Annotated in this window: 26 protein-coding genes; 10 read left to right on the forward strand and 16 right to left on the reverse strand. The window is 34.4% G+C overall.

Going from position 1 to position 19,634, the window contains the following annotated elements; genetic code table 11:
• Positions 1-34 precede the first annotated feature (34 nt).
• The 10 genes from LJE08_RS03070 (at position 35) to LJE08_RS03115 (ending at position 9,909) form a co-directional block, all read left to right on the forward strand.
• Positions 35-931, forward strand: a complete 897-nt coding sequence (locus LJE08_RS03070) for a 5'-nucleotidase (RefSeq protein ID WP_117925649.1) — start codon at positions 35-37, stop codon at positions 929-931.
• Positions 932-1,309: a transcription antitermination factor NusB gene (nusB, locus tag LJE08_RS03075; protein WP_117925648.1), complete on the forward strand. Its 378-nt coding sequence runs from the start codon at positions 932-934 to the stop codon at positions 1,307-1,309.
• Positions 1,306-2,637 (forward strand): exodeoxyribonuclease VII large subunit, encoded by a 1,332-nt coding sequence (gene xseA / locus LJE08_RS03080; protein ID WP_227402369.1) that lies wholly within the window; start codon positions 1,306-1,308, stop codon positions 2,635-2,637. The genes nusB and xseA overlap by 4 nt, the downstream gene beginning before the upstream one ends.
• Before the next feature lies 1 nt (position 2,638).
• Positions 2,639-2,848, forward strand: a complete 210-nt coding sequence (xseB, locus tag LJE08_RS03085) for an exodeoxyribonuclease VII small subunit (protein ID WP_117925646.1) — start codon at positions 2,639-2,641, stop codon at positions 2,846-2,848.
• Entirely contained in the window at positions 2,835-3,683 is an 849-nt protein-coding gene (locus LJE08_RS03090; RefSeq protein WP_199593212.1) for a polyprenyl synthetase family protein, read from the forward strand. Before xseB ends, LJE08_RS03090 begins: the two co-directional genes overlap by 14 nt.
• An 88-nt stretch (positions 3,684-3,771) precedes the next feature.
• Entirely contained in the window at positions 3,772-5,634 is a 1,863-nt protein-coding gene (gene dxs / locus LJE08_RS03095; RefSeq protein WP_227402370.1) for a 1-deoxy-D-xylulose-5-phosphate synthase, read from the forward strand.
• On the forward strand, positions 5,627-6,358 hold the full coding sequence (locus tag LJE08_RS03100) for a TlyA family RNA methyltransferase (RefSeq protein ID WP_117925644.1): 732 nt from the start codon (positions 5,627-5,629) through the stop codon (positions 6,356-6,358). Before dxs ends, LJE08_RS03100 begins: the two co-directional genes overlap by 8 nt.
• A gap of 104 nt (positions 6,359-6,462) precedes the next feature.
• Positions 6,463-8,097, forward strand: a complete 1,635-nt coding sequence (recN, locus tag LJE08_RS03105; RefSeq protein ID WP_227402371.1) for a DNA repair protein RecN — start codon at positions 6,463-6,465, stop codon at positions 8,095-8,097.
• On the forward strand, positions 8,090-9,259 hold the full coding sequence (gene dinB / locus LJE08_RS03110; protein WP_117925642.1) for a DNA polymerase IV: 1,170 nt from the start codon (positions 8,090-8,092) through the stop codon (positions 9,257-9,259). The genes recN and dinB overlap by 8 nt, the downstream gene beginning before the upstream one ends.
• Positions 9,256-9,909, forward strand: coding sequence for a tRNA1(Val) (adenine(37)-N6)-methyltransferase (locus tag LJE08_RS03115; protein WP_227402372.1), 654 nt, complete (start codon positions 9,256-9,258; stop codon positions 9,907-9,909). Before dinB ends, LJE08_RS03115 begins: the two co-directional genes overlap by 4 nt.
• Before the next feature lie 177 nt (positions 9,910-10,086).
• Here LJE08_RS03115 and LJE08_RS03120 read toward each other — a convergent pair whose 3' ends face one another.
• The 16 genes from LJE08_RS03120 to xerA form a co-directional block, all read right to left on the reverse strand.
• Positions 10,087-10,353, reverse strand: a complete 267-nt coding sequence (locus LJE08_RS03120) for a helix-turn-helix domain-containing protein (RefSeq protein WP_227402373.1) — start codon at positions 10,351-10,353, stop codon at positions 10,087-10,089.
• Between the two features lie 29 nt (positions 10,354-10,382).
• The gene (locus tag LJE08_RS03125; RefSeq protein ID WP_227402374.1) at positions 10,383-10,604 is read right to left on the reverse strand and encodes a hypothetical protein; all 222 of its coding nucleotides are present in this window, start codon (positions 10,602-10,604) and stop codon (positions 10,383-10,385) included.
• Positions 10,567-11,166: a nucleotide modification associated domain-containing protein gene (locus LJE08_RS03130; protein WP_227402375.1), complete on the reverse strand. Its 600-nt coding sequence runs from the start codon at positions 11,164-11,166 to the stop codon at positions 10,567-10,569. Before LJE08_RS03130 ends, LJE08_RS03125 begins: the two co-directional genes overlap by 38 nt.
• 46 nt (positions 11,167-11,212) lie before the next feature.
• Positions 11,213-11,488 carry a hypothetical protein gene (locus tag LJE08_RS03135; protein WP_227402376.1) on the reverse strand — a complete coding sequence of 92 codons (276 nt, stop codon included), beginning with the start codon at positions 11,486-11,488 and terminating at the stop codon, positions 11,213-11,215.
• Between the two features lie 186 nt (positions 11,489-11,674).
• A complete protein-coding gene (locus LJE08_RS03140; protein ID WP_227402377.1) occupies positions 11,675-12,814 on the reverse strand; it encodes a transposase in 1,140 nt (379 codons plus the stop codon).
• Between the two features lie 158 nt (positions 12,815-12,972).
• On the reverse strand, positions 12,973-13,431 hold the full coding sequence (locus LJE08_RS03145; RefSeq protein WP_227402378.1) for a deoxyuridine 5'-triphosphate nucleotidohydrolase: 459 nt from the start codon (positions 13,429-13,431) through the stop codon (positions 12,973-12,975).
• Between the two features lie 85 nt (positions 13,432-13,516).
• Positions 13,517-14,107 (reverse strand): DUF6275 family protein, encoded by a 591-nt coding sequence (locus tag LJE08_RS03150; RefSeq protein ID WP_227402379.1) that lies wholly within the window; start codon positions 14,105-14,107, stop codon positions 13,517-13,519.
• A gap of 168 nt (positions 14,108-14,275) precedes the next feature.
• Positions 14,276-14,428: a hypothetical protein gene (locus LJE08_RS03155; protein WP_227402380.1), complete on the reverse strand. Its 153-nt coding sequence runs from the start codon at positions 14,426-14,428 to the stop codon at positions 14,276-14,278.
• 2 nt (positions 14,429-14,430) lie between these two features.
• Positions 14,431-14,709, reverse strand: a complete 279-nt coding sequence (locus tag LJE08_RS03160; protein WP_227402381.1) for a hypothetical protein — start codon at positions 14,707-14,709, stop codon at positions 14,431-14,433.
• Entirely contained in the window at positions 14,702-15,979 is a 1,278-nt protein-coding gene (locus tag LJE08_RS03165; protein WP_227402382.1) for an HNH endonuclease, read from the reverse strand. Before LJE08_RS03165 ends, LJE08_RS03160 begins: the two co-directional genes overlap by 8 nt.
• A gap of 8 nt (positions 15,980-15,987) precedes the next feature.
• A complete protein-coding gene (locus LJE08_RS03170; RefSeq protein ID WP_227402383.1) occupies positions 15,988-16,842 on the reverse strand; it encodes a bifunctional 5,10-methylenetetrahydrofolate dehydrogenase/5,10-methenyltetrahydrofolate cyclohydrolase in 855 nt (284 codons plus the stop codon).
• Between the two features lie 13 nt (positions 16,843-16,855).
• On the reverse strand, positions 16,856-17,056 hold the full coding sequence (locus tag LJE08_RS03175; protein ID WP_227402384.1) for a hypothetical protein: 201 nt from the start codon (positions 17,054-17,056) through the stop codon (positions 16,856-16,858).
• Positions 17,057-17,324: 268 nt separating this feature from the next.
• Positions 17,325-17,471 (reverse strand): hypothetical protein, encoded by a 147-nt coding sequence (locus LJE08_RS03180; protein WP_227402385.1) that lies wholly within the window; start codon positions 17,469-17,471, stop codon positions 17,325-17,327.
• The gene (locus LJE08_RS03185) at positions 17,446-17,652 is read right to left on the reverse strand and encodes a hypothetical protein (protein ID WP_227402386.1); all 207 of its coding nucleotides are present in this window, start codon (positions 17,650-17,652) and stop codon (positions 17,446-17,448) included. The genes LJE08_RS03180 and LJE08_RS03185 overlap by 26 nt, the downstream gene beginning before the upstream one ends.
• Positions 17,653-17,695: 43 nt before the next feature.
• A complete protein-coding gene (locus LJE08_RS03190; protein WP_227402387.1) occupies positions 17,696-18,259 on the reverse strand; it encodes a hypothetical protein in 564 nt (187 codons plus the stop codon).
• 123 nt (positions 18,260-18,382) lie between these two features.
• Positions 18,383-19,378 carry a site-specific tyrosine recombinase/integron integrase gene (gene xerA / locus LJE08_RS03195; RefSeq protein ID WP_227402388.1) on the reverse strand — a complete coding sequence of 332 codons (996 nt, stop codon included), beginning with the start codon at positions 19,376-19,378 and terminating at the stop codon, positions 18,383-18,385.
• Positions 19,379-19,634 lie beyond the last annotated feature (256 nt).

Consider the following 19,634-nt stretch of genomic DNA (forward strand, 5'->3'; position numbering starts at 1 on the left):
GGAAATCTTTCAAAGGTTTCCTTTTTTCAATTTTATGAGTGTATCTTTTGAAAATTATCTTGTGGTAGGTATTAGTTCAAGAGCTTTATTTAACTTAGAAAAAGAAAATGAGGTTTTTGAAAAAGAAGGATTAGACGCATATCGTGACTATCAAATTGTTCACGAAAATGATGTGTTAAGTCCGGGTAGTGGTTTTGTGTTAGTTAAAAACTTATTAAACATCAATAAACTCGCGAATCGAAAACTTGTTGAAGTTATTGTGATGTCAAGAAACAGTGCGGATACGTCTTTGCGTATCATTCACTCACTTGAGTATTATGATATGGACATTGGTCGAATGGTTTTGAGTGGTGGAGAAGACATCAGTCGTTATTTATCGGCGTTTGGTGTCGATTTATTCTTATCGTGTAATGAAAATGACGTATCTAATGCGATTCATGCAGGCTTTGCGGCCGGTATGATTTATGCCAGAGATACTAAATATAGTTTTCCTGATAATCAGATTCGTATCGCCTTCGATGCGGATGCCGTATTATTTTCGGCTGAATCGGAAAAGATCTATCAGGAACATGGTTTAGAAGCATTCAATGAAAATGAGATTCTAAACCAGGATGTTGCCTTACAAAAAGGTCCAATGGCTTCTTTACTAAAGAGTTTATCTTGGCTTCAAAATGAAACTAAAGATTTAAATGTATTAAGAACAGCGATTGTGACAGCACGAAACAAAGATACGGGTGTTCGTGTAATAAAAACTTTAAGAGCATGGAATATTGTCGTAGATGAAGTATTCTTTATGCAAGGAGCTAAAAAAGCGGATGTATTAGCTTGTTTTGGCGCCAATATATTTTTTGATGATCAAGATGTGCATGCCGGGCCTGCAAGTGATGTAGTTCCAAGTGCGCGCGTACCATATAAAGAAGGAGAAATGTAGATGAATAGACATGAACAACGTCTAGTTGCGATGCAAAGTGTGTATCAACACTTATTATTAGGAAAGGATATTCGTAAATGTGTATTTGATGTAATGAAAGGTTCAAATGACATTGATGGATATTTATATAGTTTAACAATTGGAACTGTTGAAAACAAAGAAGCTTTTGAACAAAAAATCAATGAATTATTACGTGATGACTGGGATTTTGATCGTTTAAGTATGTTAGAACAAGCCATTCTTTTAATTTCTTTCCAGGAAATCTTGGCAAACGATACACCGAAAGCTGTTGTAATCAACGAAGCGATTACTTTGGCTAAAAAGTATTGCGATGATAATTCTTATAAATTATTAAATGGAGTTCTTGACCAGCTATGAGAAATGAAATGGTTGTAAGTATTTCTAGTGTTATTGCTCGCATTAAAAATGTTTTAACACAAACCATGGATCTGGATGGTATCTGGATTCAGGGTGAAATCAGCAACCTGACAAAACACAGATCGGGACATTATTATTTTTCTTTGAAAGATAAAAGTGGAGAAATGAGTTGTGTTATGTTTTCAAGTTATGTATCACGTTTAAACTTCAATGTAGAAGAAGGTATGCGCGTTTTAGTTTCAGGAAGCATTAATGTGTATGAGCAAAGGGGCAGTCTTCAGCTTGTGATTCGTCAAATGAAACAAGATGGTTTAGGTGATTTATATCTTGAATTTGAAAAAAGAAAACAAGATCTTTTAAGGGCTGGATATTTTGATGAAAGTCATAAAAAGACTAAACCTGACTATATTGAAAATATTGGTGTTGTAACTGGGGCACAGGCTGCTGCCTTACAAGACGTATTATCAACCATTCAAAGACGTTGGCCGATGATGAAGGTCACTTTATATCCTAGTTTAGTGCAAGGTAGTTTTGCACCTAAAAGTTTGATTCAATCCTTGAAAGAGGCTGATACACATAATCATGATGCCTTATTGATTGTTCGTGGTGGAGGAAGCTTTGAAGATTTGTTCTGTTTTAATGATGTCCAGCTTGTAAAGACGATTTACAGTTTAAATACATATATTGTCAGTGGTGTAGGTCATGAAGTGGATACAACATTATGTGATCTTGTCTGTGATCATCGAAGTGTTACCCCTACAGCAGCTGCACAATGGGTGACTTTGGATCAATATGAAGTGATGACTCAAATTTTAAAGGATACAGAATTGTTGAGGCAAAACATGTCTATGATTTTAAATCACAACAAGTTAAAACTGGATTCGTATAAGAATCATCCGTATTTGAAGGACCCAAAATCTTTTATTATAGAAAAACAATTAAAACTAGATGGCTACAATACACAATTTGAACATATACTAGAGATAGAGCTGCAAAAGAAAAATGTCATCAAGAATTATACGCAACAGATGCATTTGCGTATGATGAATGTAGTAAAGGTACAAGAAAATAAACTTTCTATGGTGCCTGAAAAATTAAGATCGAATATGCAAGTTTTACTACAAAATTCTAGACATTCTTTACAAAAAAATTGTGCTTTATTGGATGCCTATTCACCTTTAAAGGTACTTTCTCGTGGTTATAGTATCTCAAAGATTGAAGATAAAGTTATTAAGAATGTCAAAGATGTCGCAAGTGATGATATAATGGTGACAAGAGTAAATGATGGTGTGATCACTTCATGTGTTGTATCCACTAAGGAGGAATAAAATGGCCGCTAAACAAATGAAATTTCAAGAGGCGATGAAACGATTGGATGAAATCGTGACTTTGTTAAATAATAATGAATTGGAGCTTGAAGAGGCCATGTCATTATTTGAGGAAGGCTTGAAATTGAGTGCGCAATGCGAAAAACAATTAAAAAAATTTGAAACAAAAATGGATCAGTTGATGGAGGTGAATCAAGATGATGGTGAATAAAGAATTTGAAGATTATTTATTGATGCGAGTACATGAAAATGATGATAGTCGTACAAAAGATGCAATGGCCTATTCATTGATGAATGGGGGTAAGCGTGTACGTCCTACCTTGCTGTTTTCTGTACTAGAAGGCTATGGAATCGATGCTAGAGTTGGTTATCCTTGTGCTTGTGCCATTGAAATGATTCATACATATTCATTGATTCATGATGATCTTCCAGCCATGGATAATGATGATTTGCGTCGTGGTAAACCAAGTTGTCATAAAGCTTATGATGAGGCAACTGCCATTCTTGCAGGCGATGGACTATTGACGAAGGCATTTGAAGTTGCATTGGATAGTGAATGTAGTGCTGAACAAAAAGTGGCTTTAGTAAAGGCTCTTTCTTGGTATTCCGGGATTGATGGCATGATTTATGGACAAACTTTAGATTTACAGTCTGAAAATGATCTAAATCCAACACTTGCACTTTTACAGGAAATTGATCACTACAAGACTAGCAAATTATTAACATTACCATTGGTTTGTGGATGTATCTTAGCGAATAAATTCGATGATGTGGAACACTTCCGTAAGATAGGTCTTGTCTTAGGTCTAGAATTCCAGATGCAGGATGATATTTTAGATGTTACGGGTAGTGAAGAAGTTGTTGGAAAATCATTAAGCGATGAAGATAATCATAAAGTCACAGCTGTATCTTTATTAGGACTTCAAGGTGCTAGGGATATGGTCGCAAGCTATGATGAAACAATTCGTAAAGAATTGGGATATGTGAGCTGTGATGTGACTTCACTGTCAAAAGTATTGGATACTTTATTAAAGCGTACATATTAATATATGGAATTTCTTTGAAAAAAGGGGTATATTAATAATAGCTAAAACTAGTCTTTAGCGGACTAGTTTTTTTAACGAGGGTTATAAAATGAGAAAGATTAGTCAAGTGTATGACATTGAGTCACCTAGTCAAATCAAAGATATGTCAATCGATGAGCTTACACAATTGTGCAGTGATATTCGAACCTTTTTAATCGAGTCGATCTCGAAAACAGGCGGGCATTTATCAAGTAATCTTGGAATCGTCGAAGTCACAGTTGCGATGCACTATGTCTTTGATTCACCAAAAGATAAAATGATTTTTGATGTAGGACATCAATGTTACACACATAAAATATTAACAGGCAGGTCCATTCAATTTGCGACATTACGTAAAAAAGGTGGGCTTTCCGGATATCAAAAGCGAAGTGAAAGTAAGTATGATTGTTGGGAAGCAGGACACTCTTCTACTTCTTTATCTGCCGCACTAGGCTATGCGATTGCACGTGATTTAATGCACGAGGATTATCAAGTTATTGCCGTAATTGGAGATGGCTCATTAACGGGTGGTATGGCACTTGAGGCTTTAAATGATATTGGTTCTAAACAAAAGAAAATGGTCATCATCTTTAACGATAATAATATGTCGATTTCAAAAAATTATAGTGGTGTTGAAAAACGAATTACAGATATTCGTGCTTCTCACTTATATATCGATTTAAAACATGATGTAAAAAATAACTTAAAATCCAATAAATTAGGAGCTAACGTATTAAATACATTGTCACATTTCCGTGATAAGATCAAAGATGAAGTGATCGATGCCCCATTATTTAAGGAGTTTAACTTAGATTATATGGGTCCTGTCGATGGTCATGATATCGCAAGTCTGATCAAAGTTTTGCAGGCTACCAAAGAACATGATGGTCCAATTGTCATACATGTCTTAACGCAAAAAGGAAAAGGCTATAAATTTGCAGAACAAGACAAAGTTGGTAAGTGGCATGGAGTAAGTCCGTTTGATGTCGTAACGGGAAAATCTTTGAGTTTACTTCCACCAAATGAAATTTCCTGGTCACAGGTGATCTCAAATACGGTTATGGATCTTGCGGAAAAAGATAAAAGTATTGTCGCAATCACACCCGCTATGGCGCAGGGTAGTAAATTATTAGAATTTCAAAAACGCTATCCAGATCGATTCTTTGATTGTGGAATTGCAGAGCAGCATGCCGTGACAATGGCTTGTGCTATGGCTTTAGGTGGACTAAAACCCTTTGTGAGTATTTATTCGTCTTTCCTTCAAAGAGCTTATGATCAAGTGAATCATGATATGGCTAGAATGAATGTACCTGTTGTGATTGGAATCGATCGTTGTGGTTTAGTAGGAGATGATGGTGAAACGCATCAAGGTGTCTTTGATATAGCGATGCTTAGAAGTATACCAAATCTTGTCTTATCTCAGCCTAAAGATGCCAAAGAAGCACAGAATATGATTTATACAGCCTTTGCCTCTAAGAAGCCATTTTGTGTGCGTTATCCTAGAGGAAATGTAAGATACGCAAAAAACAAGTCGTACTCATTGATTCCAATTGGTACTTGGGAAAAATTTGTGGTTGGAACCCCAACGCAAATTGTGATCACGTATGGACCAGATGTGGATCATGTGATCAATAAGTCAAGAGAAAATCAGATTGGCTTACTTGTTGTCAATGCACGTTTCTTTAAACCAATCGATGAAGTTATGATGAAAGATTTATTAAAATTAAATCTTCCTATTACAGTTTATGAAACGGATATTAAGATGGGTGGCTTATCGAGTGCTATTTTAGAATACATGAATACATTGGATGAAAAGATTCATGTATTAGGTATTGATGATCATTATGTAGGTCATGGTTCAGTTCGATCTTTACGTATTCAAGAAGGTATTAGCACAGAATGTTTATTTGAGGAATTAGAAAAACATGGATAAGATTCGTTTAGATAAAGCATTACTCAATCAGATATCGTCTCGTGCAAAAGCACAGGATATGATCAAAGATGGTAAAATAAGTGTCAATGGAAGAGTCGTCACAAAGGCTAGTTTTTTAGTTGGGGATGAAGATGATATTATCGTAACACATACAGAAGATGAATTTGTATCTCGTGGTGCCTTTAAGCTAAAGGGTTGTTTAGATAAGTATAATGTGAATGTTCAAAATCAGGTTGTATTAGATATTGGAGCGAGTACAGGTGGATTTACAGATGTTTGCCTTCGGTATGGAGCTAAAAAAGTATATGCCTTAGATGTAGGACATCTTCAACTTGCCAAAGAATTAGATCAAGATTGTCGTGTCATCAAAATGGAAGGGCACAATGCTCGTGAAATTGTACCGGAATGGTTTGATGAGGCTATTGATTTTATGTGTATGGATGTTAGTTTTATATCTTGTAAGACCATATTGGAACATATATTACGTGTTTTATCCATTCGCCATATTGCCATACTTGTAAAACCGCAATTTGAGTGTGGTCCTACTGCTTTGAATAAGCATGGAGTTTTAAAGAATTCTAAACTTGCCTTAAAGATCGTTGAAGATGTAAAATCTTTTTTATTTCAATATTATGGAAGCGTTGAAGCGATGCCAAGTATTCTAGAAGGTAGAAGTGGCAATCAGGAATATATGGTGTATGCCAAAGATTTAAGAATATCTTAATGTGAAGATATTCTTATTTTTTTGTTTTCGTGTTCACATGGATTATAATCGTTTATTTTCCTTTGGATTTAAGTTAAAATATTAAGTAGACATGAGGTGGTTTTGTGATTGAACAATTGTCAGTAAAAGATTATGTGTTATTCAAATCTTGTATCATAGACTTTAAAAATGGAATGAGTGTGATTACCGGGGAGACAGGTGCTGGTAAATCATTATTGATTGATGCGATTGGCTATTTGAGCGGTGATCGTATTAAATCAAATGTGATTCGTAATGGAAAAGATAAGGCAATCTTATCGATGGTTTTAACATCGAATGAAAAGGTCAATGCGATCTTAGAAGAGAATGGCTTTGAGGTTGATGATCAAGTGATTATTTCACGTACTGTTTTAAATAATAATAAGAGTACCGTACGCATCAATCAACAGATTACGACACTCTCTTTTGTACGTAAGATCGTCAATCTATTGGTCGATATACATTCGCAAATGGATACGTACCGTTTAATGGATACATCTGTTCAAATGGAATTGTTGGATAGTTATGCGAAGACTATGGGTTTAAAAGCTTCTGTAAATGAAGCGTATGTGAAGTACTCAAATGTCTTACATGAATTAGAAACTTTAAAAAGCGAAGAATTTTCGGATGCCGAATTGGAATTTTTAACAGCGCAGCTGGATGAAATTGAGAATGCGAACGTTCAAGAAAATGAATTGGATGCATTAAATGATCAGATTTATGAGGCAACCAGCTGGTATAAAAATTCAGAGGATCTTTCGTCTTGTCTATATGAAATTGATAAAGAAAACGGAGCGTTAGATTCTTTATATACTTTATATAAACAAGCTTCAAAATCACCCATCTTAAATGACTATGAAGAATCATTCAAAAATTTATATTATTCTTTACAAAGTGTGGATGAAGAATTAAAGCATATGCGTGATACACATTCTAATGATTCTTTAGATTTGGATAGTCTGCAAAGTCGTCAATATTTGATCAAGAAATTATATCGTAAATATGGTGGTTCATATACGAGTTTAATGGAGTCTAAAAAGAGTATCACAGATAAGATTGATCGAATTATTCATCGTCAGGATGTGTTTGATAAATTAGAGAAAGAAAAAGAAGAATCGTTTACGTTGTATATGAAGTTGGCAAATGCATTGTCATTAAAAAGGAAAGAAGTCTTTTCTCAACTCGAATCAAAAGTGATGGAACATTGTAAAGACTTGATGTTAGAAAATGCTCGCTTTATGATTTCTTGTATGGAAAAGAAACCATCAAACAATGGAATTGATGACATTGAATTTCTAGTTTCTATGAATCCAGGACAGGATTTTTCAAGTTTAAGTGCTTCTGCATCTGGAGGAGAACTTTCAAGATTGATGTTGGCATTAAAAGTGGTGTTCCAAGCTTCGAATGGCATTGAAACGATCATCTTTGATGAAATTGACACGGGTGTGAGTGGTAAAGTTGCCTTAGCTATGGGTGCTAAGATGAAGGCTTTATCCAAAAATTACCAAGTTTTATGTATTACCCACTTGGCAAGTGTTGCCGTCTATGCCAATACGCATTATTTGGTCAATAAAAAGACATCCGCAAGTGAAACCATCACAAGTGTACAAGAACTTGATCAAGACAAAACGATTCAAGAATTAGCTGTAATGACAAGTGGGGAAGCGAGTCAAAAAGCGAAAGAATCGATGCAAGATCTATGGGTGAAGATTCATGGCTAGAGTCATATTACATATTGATTTAAATGCTTTTTTTGCGAGTTGTGAAGAAATAAAGAATCCGGATTTAAAAGAGTTTCCGGTTGCGGTAGGCTCCACTTCAAAACGAGGCGTGATTTCAACTGCAAACTATGAAGCAAGAAAATATGGTGTACATAGTGCGATGCCTGTTTATGAGGCTTTGCGTCTATGTCCAGATTTAGTATTGATCCAAGGTGATTATGGCTATTATCGTTCCATGTCAGCTCAGTTTTTTGCGTATTTAAAGACATTTACCCATCAAATTGAACCGGCGAGTATAGATGAGTGTTACATGGATGTAACGGATATTATTAAGCGTTATAAAAGGCCTTTGGATCTTGTGTTTGAAATTCAAAACGGTGTTTATGAAAAGTGTCATTTAAATTGTTCGATTGGTGTTGCTCCCAATCGTTTTCTTGCGAAAATGGCGAGTGACATGCGTAAGCCCAAAGGAATCACGGTTTTAAGAAAGTCGGAGCTTTCAACAAAACTATGGCCTTTAAAGATTCATGAAATGAATGGCATTGGTAAAAAGAGCGTGCCTATTTTAAATGAAATGGGTATTTATACGATTGGTGATTTTGCGGATGAAAAGAATGAACAAAAGATCATACATAGATTTGGTAAATCATCTTATTCTTTGATTCAAAAGGCAAGAGGGAATTCGAGTGCGACTCTATGTTATTCGACTACACAAAAGAGCATTTCGATTTCTAGAACATATTCCAATGATCTATATTCAATTGATGAAGTGAATAGTTGTCTTGAGAATATCGTTCGAGAACTAACGCATAAGATGCAGCAAGAAAACCAAAAAGGAAAACTTGTTACGTTAACTTTAAGAGATACAACGTTTCATAATGTGTGTCATAGTATGAATCTAAGTCAGTATGCGAATACGTATCCTATGATTTTTGGGGCTTGCAGGCAATTGTTAGAAGAATATTTTGAACCCATTGGCTATCGCTATATAGGTGTACATATTGGGTCTTTAAAAGATGTCAAACAGATTGTAGAACAGATTGATCTATTTGAAGCTCCACAAGAAAATACGGATTTTATATTGAATCGTCTGAATGAAAAAATGGATAGTAAATGTTTTATAAAGGCGAGTGATTTGTTGAAGAAGGAGGATGCCAGTTGAGTTTAACTTTAGATTATTTTATGGATGAAAACTTGAAGTTATATCAAGATAAAGAACATTTTCGTTTTAATACGGATACGAAACTTTTAGCTAAATTTGTGCATTTAAAAAAGCAGGAGCGCATTTTAGATATTGGTACCAATAATGCGGCTTTACTCGTTTATTTTGATCAGTTTAATGTCAAAGAACTTGTGGGTGTTGAAATATTAGAACATACTAGTAAGGTTGCTCAAAAGAATGCGGATATGTTTATCAAGCATCCTGTAAAAATTGTCAATCAGCCAATACAAAGGTATGAAGATGAATTGTTTGATGTGATTGTTTCCAATCCGCCATATTTTAAAATGGATGCCAATCAGCTTCCGGAACAATTAAATTTTCGCCATTTAGGAAGAATGGAAGAGAATTTGACTTTGGAACAATTGGTCTTTCATGCGAATCGATTATTGAAGAGTTATGGGCGCTTTTATATGGTGCATCGTCCGAATCGTTTAAATGAGATCAATAAGGTTTTGTATGCGAATCACTTTAATATTCGTAACTTGCAGTTTGCGTATGATCATCGCGACAACCAAGTAAAATCGGTGTTGATTGAAGCAATTAAAGAATCAAATTGTGATATGAAGGTATTAGAACCAATTTATATTTGATTTGTGTTATAATAAATCACATCTAAAGAGGTATAAAAACACTTTAAATAAAGCATAAATATGTATTGTTAAAAAAATCGGATTTATAACAAATTAATGAAAATCCGATACAAATCGATACAAATATGTGTCGAGTGTGTCCAAAACTGTGTCCAAAATTTAATACAAAAAAAGCGCCTATGAGGAAACATAATCCTCTAAGCGCTTTTTATTTTCTACGACAGCCAGTGAGCTGATCGCATTATTTAGATTACTAACATCTAACCCTGCATAGCGATTCATGAAGTCTTCAAGTTCCATTCTGGAGAACATATAACTTCGTCCAGTCTTGATAGCTTTAAGAACTCCTGCTTCACGCAGCATGGTTACATTGTCTTTATTGCAGTGCAGAATGTCTGCAACTTCTGCTTGTGTAAACATTTTAATTGAATCAATCCGTTCCATAATTTACCCCTAGATAGTTGAAGGTTCAACTATTCTTTATTTGAGACATGATATCTAAGATCGATGCTAAATAGCACGTAACCTAATTCGTACCATGTAACAGCAACATCTCTTCCAATTTGTTTGCACTCAACACCATTCTTCCATTGTTCTCTGCGATTGAATTGCATTTCATAGAAATAATATTCTCGTTTGAAATGCTCAAGAGAAGTATTAGGAATGATTTCCGTGTGTGCAATTTCCCTTAGCATGGTTAATCTCCATGATAGTCATTAAGCAATAGTTTGCTAAATCAATTAATGTATCTTCTAAACTTTCATCAGTGTCTGATCCGTCTTCGTTATTTTCAATAAGATTTTCTAGACGATTCCACTTATCTTCCATTCGATCCAGAGCAGACATTAACCCTCTTTTTCTAACTTTTTTACCAAACGAATCTCCATACTTTGCATTTTTAACTTTATATAGCCAATTTAACTGCTCCGTCAATTCTTGATGTTCCTGAACTAATTTTCCATTGTAATTATCTTTTTCTGTTGTGTTAATCTCTTTAGAAGATTGAGATAATTCTTCTGAACTAATGCCAGCTTTGATAAGTGTACCAACAAGTTCTTCTGACTTGTTTTCCATAGTTTTAACCAATACGGCATGTTTGTCGATAATTTTGTTACTTAATACTCTAATTCTATGGTCTCCAAATTTACTAACAAGAACATAGTGATCTACTGTTAGTGCGATGATAATATAATCACTTCCAACATTACCTTCTCTAAAAACGATAACGTCTCCAACATTAAATTTATTTTCTTTCATTTCTTTCTCCTTATTTTTAAAAGACAAAAACCTTACGGAATCTGCCTCAATATTTACCGAATAATTTTCGGACTTCTTGTCTCATTGTATATGATGCAATCTTATCTTCTACATCATCTGATCTATATAGAACTCTTAATTCATCCCAAGGCAATGAAACTTCTTTGCCGTCTGAATCACGTCTAAAACGCAAGATATCTAAGTAATTACAACCAATATAAGTATGCATTTGATTACGAATTACAGCTTTTGTTTCGTTAGGTATTAGATCAGGTATTGAATAAGAATAGTCATCATACAATACAAATTCGGCTATCCGCAATCTGAGGTTGAAAACACTGCTTTCACCAATGCCAGCCTAAACTGATTTTCAATCTCATCCTGTGGTTCATGCTTCCTCGACAGACATCTACATACACTATACAAGCTGTATGCCCGAAGTTCCTGTCTCCACATGCGTTTGTTTTACTGTTTCGATGTGCCTCACCGTACAGTCTATTTATTTTTACTACATTACTTCTAGTAATCGCAGGCCTTCCTGCTTGATATTGATAGCAGCGTTGATATCTCTGTCGTGCTCTGTACCACACTCTAAGCATGTCCATTTACGAATGCTTAGGTTTTTTAATGCAGAGTTTATACATCCGCAAATGCTGCACGTCTGTGAAGATGGATACCATCTGTCAATTTTTTGCAGATACTTGCCATGCTCTTCCATTTTATAATTCAGCATTGTGGTGAACATACCCCATCCATTATCAAAAGTGGCTTTGCCATTGCCGAACCCTTTGTTGGCAATGGCTTTCATGTTTAAATCTTCAATCAGAATAGCATCGTACTGATTTGCTAATCTTGTACTTTCTTTATGAAGATAGTCAAGTCTCTGATTGGCAATATGTTCATGAAGCTTTCGAACTTTCTGAAGCTGTTTTGAATAATTATGAGACTTTAGTTCTCCTCTTTTAGAGCCAACTTTGTTTCTTAACTTTCGCTGTTCTTTTTTCAACTTAGCCTGACTATCTCGAAACCATTTTGGCATGCCAGCCATATTACCATTGCTATCTACATACAGTCCGTCCGACTTATAGTCCAAACCGAGAGCTTGGTTTTCACTCACAGCTACAAGACGTATAGTCTTTTCAATACTGTATGTAATGGAGACATAATACTTTCCGTTTTGCTTGGATACAGTTGCATACTTAAACTCTGGATTATTAAGGATCCGATTGCCTGAACATTGCATCCATCCGAGGAAAGGAAGTTTAACTTTGCGATTCTCGGCATCGTAGGCAATACTAGTTTTCTTTGTTGTAGTATATGCCTGCCGATTCATTCTCTTGCTGTGAAATTTTGGAAAGCCGGACTTCTTTTTAAAGAAACAGTCGTAGGCTGTATTCAGCTGACGACAGGCGTACTTTAAAGCTTGCGAATCAGCTTCCTTCAACCAAGGTAGATAGTTCTTCATAACAGGAAGAAGATTCTGCATATCATAATACGATAGATGTTCTTTCCGTCTTTCATACACCTTCTGGTTTCTGGCAAGCATGTGATTATAGACAAAACGACATGATCCAAGTGTCTTGTCGATCTTCGCCTTTTGCTCATTATTAGGATAGATTCGCATTTTCAAAGCTCGAATGAATTCCATAGATGTCTACCTCCTTTCTGTCTTGATGTCAAACTTCTATATATTATAAATATTTATATTTACAAAATTGATGTATCTGCTTAGTGATTTTAAAGTAGAGACTTTCTTTTACCTACTTTTCAACCTCGTATTTCGGATACCGATAAATTCTTCCATTATTAAGCCTCTGTAGAACCAATTCCACCTGTACGTGTTTCTGTAGTTGTATCATCGTCTGCTACTAGATAAGGCACAAATACGCCCTGCATTACACGCTCACCTGCTTTTAATGTGATGTCATTATCTGTTTCATTACGTAATGCCAAACAAATATTTCCATCATTAGATTCATTAGAATAATAATCGGCATCAATTACACCTGTTCCATTAGCAAGAACTAATCCTTTTTTAATACCAACTGAACTACGCACGTAAAGCAATAGAACTTCGCCATCTTGCATATATGCCTTTACATCAGTAGGAATAGCTCCTGACGTGCCATGAGCAGGCACTGTTACATCTTCTGGTAAATAGAAATCATATCCTGCAGAAAATGCAGTTGATCTCTTAGGAAGGAAAATCTCTCCCTTTGTTTTTCGGAACTCTTTACTTACAACTTCAAAACCTCTTGTTTTCATCTTTTTATCTCCTTTATCGATTTTTGTTCCATTTGGGCAAAACGTATATGCCTTGTTATTGCATATAACTTTATTTAGCTGTGACTTATCCTTCATAACGATTATTGCTTTCTTTTAAATAAACATCTAAATATGTTTCATTCTTATCTCCGTTATGAGTTATTTCGCAAATACGTTTGTCATGAATGGTAGTGGAACAAATAGCTTTCCAATTCTGCAATGTTTTACAAAACCAAACAATCAACACATAATCTTTAGTAATCTTAAATTCTGTATTTTCGTTATACCATTTAGCAACCAGCTCTCTAGCTTTATTTAACATGAGTTCATTGTCATTAGATAGTGTATAACTTGAATTATATACTTTAGGTAGTGCTTCGATAATTTGAATACCATAATCTTCAGATGCCTTATGTTCCATTTGACATCCTCTATAATCATCCCAGCCTTCGCAGAAATAAGCTACATCAGCATATCCTAACATTTTAATACTTTCTCCTAAGTACCAAAGTGGCTTAGCATCGTGAGGTACATCTTGAAAGAAAGAGTTAATTACTTTTACATCGTCATAGCCAAAAATTGTACTAACTGCTTTAATTGCCTTTTCTCTTTCTGCTAAAATTTCTTCATCTGTTTTGTCTCTCATTGGCTGAGAAATAAATAGTTTAATACTCATCTTTTATCCTCCTTAATTTTCCAATATTTTATCAAGTGTATATAAATGATATCCTTCAGCAATTTCCTTCAACGCTTTGGTATCTGGATTACTGGTACAATATTTACAAAAATACACGACATTCGCTTCTGCTATTTCATCAATGGCATTACATAAATCACTTAAAGACTAATCTTCTTGTGGTGAATTATAATACGTACATTTTATGTCTTTGCCAAAAATTCTCATTGCCTCTTCTGTAACATGAATACGCACTGCTTCACGATCTTCTTCTGTGTAGAGTCCGTCTGGCAAAATAATATAAAAATGAAGTCCGCCCATATTTAATCCTCCAAATCATATAACTCTTCATAATTCAATGATTCATCTGAAGTTATAAAATAGAAGTGTGACCATGAACCATAATCAAAGCCAACATAACGTTTGCCAACAATCATACGTACATAATGTGTTTGTGGTTTCTCATTGATTAAACTTATTACATATGTTTCTGCTTCTTGATATGACTTAAATTCTTTAATTAAAGAAAGGGAAGAGAAATCTTTTTCATCTCCCTTTTCTTCAATATGTGGTGAATGATATCCTTCTTGAACCTTAAACATCAAAGTCACCCGTAATTAATTCTGAGTATGGCAATGTTTCAATCCACTTACAGAACTCAACCCATTCAGGTAGTCGATGATTTTTACGAGATTTGTAAATGTTAGCTAAAACTTCATAATTTGCCATCCAAGTATATCTAACGTTATATCCTTGTGGTAATATTTGCCTGATTGCTAAAAAATAATTTTCATCTTTTGTTTCTAAATACGCACTGCGAAACTGGTTCAGTGTATCAATCGTTTTTTCCCACGTATAAGCTAAGCGGAATATCTCCTCGTCATCACAACGTTTATTAAACAACAAACCATGAATTTGTCTAAGTGTCATGTCGTATTTTTTACTCAACTCAACTGCAGTTGCCTGTTTTGATTTATATTCTGAACGTATACGAAATTTAATCTCAGGCAGTACATTGCGGTGTCCGTTTTTCCACGCCTGATAAGAAAAGTGTAATTTATTTTTGTCATACAAACCATCTTCTCTAGCTTTCGCTATATTTTCAATTCTACTACACCATTCTAAATTTTCGACTGAATTGTCGCCCTTATTAGAGTTGATATGGTTAACAGTTTCATATCCATCAGGATTGGCGTGCCATACAGTCGCAATCAGTCTATGGACTTGCCACCTTTCTCCGCTTCTTCCACCAATGTTAACTTCAAAATAGCCACATTTAGTCTTTGACGGTTTGATTTCTCGTTCTGGAAAAACACGAGTTCTTCCACTACCATAATTATCAGTGCACGAAAATTCACAAGCAACGATTCTTCCATTACGGAAAATCTTATACTCTCGACCATTATCTAGTCTATAAATTTTATACTCATCTGTTTCATATGGATAAGTTAATTCGTATTGCTCTCTTACTATTGGATTCAACAAATAAGAAACTTTATCCTCAACACTGAAGTCATCAATATCAAACGGTTTAGATACACCTTTATGCATGAAACTACAACTATTTCTAACAGTCCCGACTTTATAAGTATCTTGCTCTGCAATCCAATAAAGTGGTGCTGTAATATCCATATATATAGGTATCATACGCATAAACTTACGATGATCTATACCGGCTTTTGCCAAGCGTCTCATTAAGTTTTGATCTTTTTCTCCAATTGTAAACGTAAAATCTTCTTTGTTATCGTTATTAATTTCTTCAGTTATGCCGCTATCACTCTTATCCCAAGAATTCATAGGATTTCTCATACCACGAATTACCGCAAGCCATTGTTCATCACTAGGCAATACCACATTTTCAATTTTAATCATTTTATCTCCTAACAATGTTGAAGCTTATATGCTTCTACAACATTCTTAATTACAAAGGCAGTGGTCAAAATACCAACGCCCTTTGGCACTGGCGTAACTTGCACAGATGTAAAGGCAAATGAATCTTTGTCTACATCTCCACAAAGTTTGCCGTTTAAATCTCTTGTAATACCCGCATCAATAATCTGCAATACATTACAACAGTCTCCAACGATAGTGTGTGTGACACAATCTTCTAGACTTAGCCATTTTGGTTGACCTGTAGCAGTAATGATAATATCGGCTTTATGCAGCATCAATGTCATAAGATTTTTATCTGTCTTAGAATGACATAACACCGGCGTTGCATTACGCTCCTCTAACATCTTTACCAACGGTTTACCAATCAATCTAGAACGGTTGATAATAACTACTGTGTGCTCACGTAAATCATCATCTAATAAGCTCATGATGCCTTGTGCTGTAGCTGGCTTTAAGCAACGCTTGTTACTCCATAAACGACCCACGCTTTCTGTAGAAAGACCATCAATATCTTTCTTCCAGTCAATCATGTCCAAGAAGTCCTGTTCGAACTTTTTTAAGTGTTCGGGCAAGGGAAGTTGTAACATTAACCCAGTTACCTTGCTATCTTCGTTAAGACCTTGGATAATCTTAACAACATCAGAATAGGAAGCATCTTCACGTAGATTACAGTGGATGCATTCAATGCCACACTCTTCAGCCGTTTTCTTTTTGTTTCTTACATAAACATCAGAAGCAGGATCGTTTCCAACCTGAACAACTGTCATAACTAATTCTTTGCCTGCAGCTTCTGCTTTAACATTTTGTAAGATTTCATCTCTGTTAAATTCACAAATATTCATAAAAAATATTACACTACATACTATGCTTAAAAAATAAATTAGCATCAATAAACAACACTTCTAGAGTCAAGAAAATGCACAGAGCTTTTAAAGTGTTTGGGCTAAATAAATTAAATATAATCCCAATAATTAAAATGATTGCTAAAATAAAATTCAACGTAAATGATTTAGAAATACTAAGGAATACTCCTTTAATTAAATCACTTTTTCGCATTGTATATCTCCTTTCTGTAATCTATTTTAACATACAGTAAACCAAAAAACAATATTATACTACATACTAAATGAATTGTTTCGTTTTATGTCAGTTTGTACTGACTTGTTTCGCTTAATAACTTATTTATATCAGATGTTATAAACAAGTTTAGCATTGTCTTCAGTTTTATTCTATGATTTAATATAAATGTCTTCTATGTTCTCTGAAGACTATCACAGTTAGAGTCCGCCAAAGGACTCTTTTTAAATACAAAAAAAGGACGAAATTAATCGTCCTGTCTGTTTTCTAAAATTGTTTTGTCATCATTGAAGTATGCATACATTTGCTTTTCAAATTCAGTAGGCACATGCCACCCATCTTCAATGCCAAAAATCAATGCTTGTAATTTAGCCTTTGCTCTTTCCACATTCATTTTTAAGCCTCTTTTCTACTTGTTTTAAAGTGTTCCCTAAGAACACTTTTTTCTTTTCTGTAAGAGGGAATTGATCGACAAGTTTATAAAATCTATCTTTCTTGCCAATCACTTGTTCTATAAATAATTCCACTCCGTATTTATCTTCTAATTCTTCCATTTTACCTAAAGGTATATTCATCTTCGTTTCTCCTTACAATAAAAAAAGAGAGATATTAATCTCTCTAAGCTAATATTCTTCTTGGCTGAATGCCAAATTCTTTTGCACACTCTAAGATTTCACTTTCAGTATAGTTCTGTGTCATATCATAAACCAAAGGAGCCAACTTCTCAGCATCACAACTAAATTTAATAGGTGCGTGCAGTATTGTCATACAAACAACGTAACTAAACGCAGTAGCATCTAATTCAATAGGTTGATTCTCATGACCTGCGTCTTTGCTATTTAAATAGTCATCCATATTCTTTCTCCACGCTTCAACTGTCTGTGGATCAACCTCTCCTTTAAATCCTTCTTCATTCGCAATCACATCACATTGAAAGATATGACGCAATTCATGCGCCAATACCTGATAAACGATAGATAAATCTTTGAATTTATTTAAGTCGATTCGTACCATACGTTTCTCATGATATGTTACACCGCCTGCCGTACTTCTTAATTTAAAAGGAGCGACGGGCTTTCCAAACTGATTGTAAAATTTTGTGCCTTTCTTGTATTGGACTTCTGGCATATCAATTACCAGTAAATCACACAAAAATTCAATATAATTTAAAAATGTTTCCATGCATCTATATTAACATAAAACAAAAGAGAAGTGAATTAACACTTCTCAATTTGGGACAAACCCATTTCACATACATGCATATTGTAACATAGATTTATCTTCTGTCAAAGGAAAAGTACTTGTTTAAACAATGCATTTTGTATGATTTAATTTAACAGTATTTTCTGCAACTTTAGCATAAATCATAGTCGTACTAATATTTTCATGTCCTAGCATTTTTTGAACTTCTTCTACCCTCATACCACGGTTCAAACCGTTTGTTGCTGTCGTATGTCTAATAAGGTGAGGGAAGATCTTGCGTTCGATTTGCGCTATCTCCCCAAGCTGTCCAATTCGTTTTTCAATTGCATTCTTTTTTAATCTGTTGTGAGGATGTCTATCTGAAACAAACAATGCATCATTGTTATCATCCCTAGAGTCTAGATAATTTTTTAAAGCAAGTTCAGCTCTTGCATTTAAATATGACGTGCGATGTTTATTACCTTTACCAAACAAAACAACTTCCTTTGTTTCAAAATTAACATCACTTTTATTAATGTTGACAATTTCTGTAACTCGACAGCCTGTTGAATATAGAAATTCCACCATCGCCTTATCTCTTGTAGTAGCACATGCATTACGTAGCTGTTCTAATTCAATAGCGGTCAATGGCTTACGTTCCTTAGTTTCGTATTTAATTTTTTTGATTGTTCTACAAGGATTGCGATCAACATACTCCTCATTACAACACCACTCAAAGAATGCATTGATAATTGTTCTTCTACTATCCAAGCTTCTATTGCTAAGCCCTCTTTGTGTTTGAACCTTATATAGATATACTCGAATATCATTGGTTGTAATATTTTTAATCGGCTTATTAATTTGTCTAAAGAAATCTTTTAAGTATAAATCATAAAGTTCCAACGATTTCATACTCATTCCTTCTATCTTTCTTGTTACAAAATACACTTGATAACATTCGGGCAGGTAGTCTGTATAAATAGCTATTGATGTCTCTACAGGTTTGATTTCGTACTTGTTCACAAATACAGTTAACTTCTTAAACAATACACTTAAAATATCTTCATCAAAATCACCTGATAAAGACGAAATAAATTCATTCACAAATTGTTCTCTCATAATTTCTCCTTCTGGCATAAAAAATACACTTAAGGTCGAAATTATGGTATAATAAAAACGACCTAATCAAGGTTGAAGTTGGATGTCGTTTTAGCGGATGAAATCCAACTTCTTTTTTTTATGCTCTTTTATACTTGTTATGTTACAACAATTTATGACTATATTCAACTACACACCTTAAATTTTTGAGTTAGCAACTATATTCTTATTTAGTCAATTACTGCATAAGATACAACAGTGCATTAAATTCTGCATC

Origin of the sequence: Holdemanella sp. DFI.5.55 (assembly GCF_020593575.1) — a bacterium.
Classification (GTDB): domain Bacteria; phylum Bacillota_I; class Bacilli_A; order Erysipelotrichales; family Erysipelotrichaceae; genus Holdemanella; species Holdemanella hominis.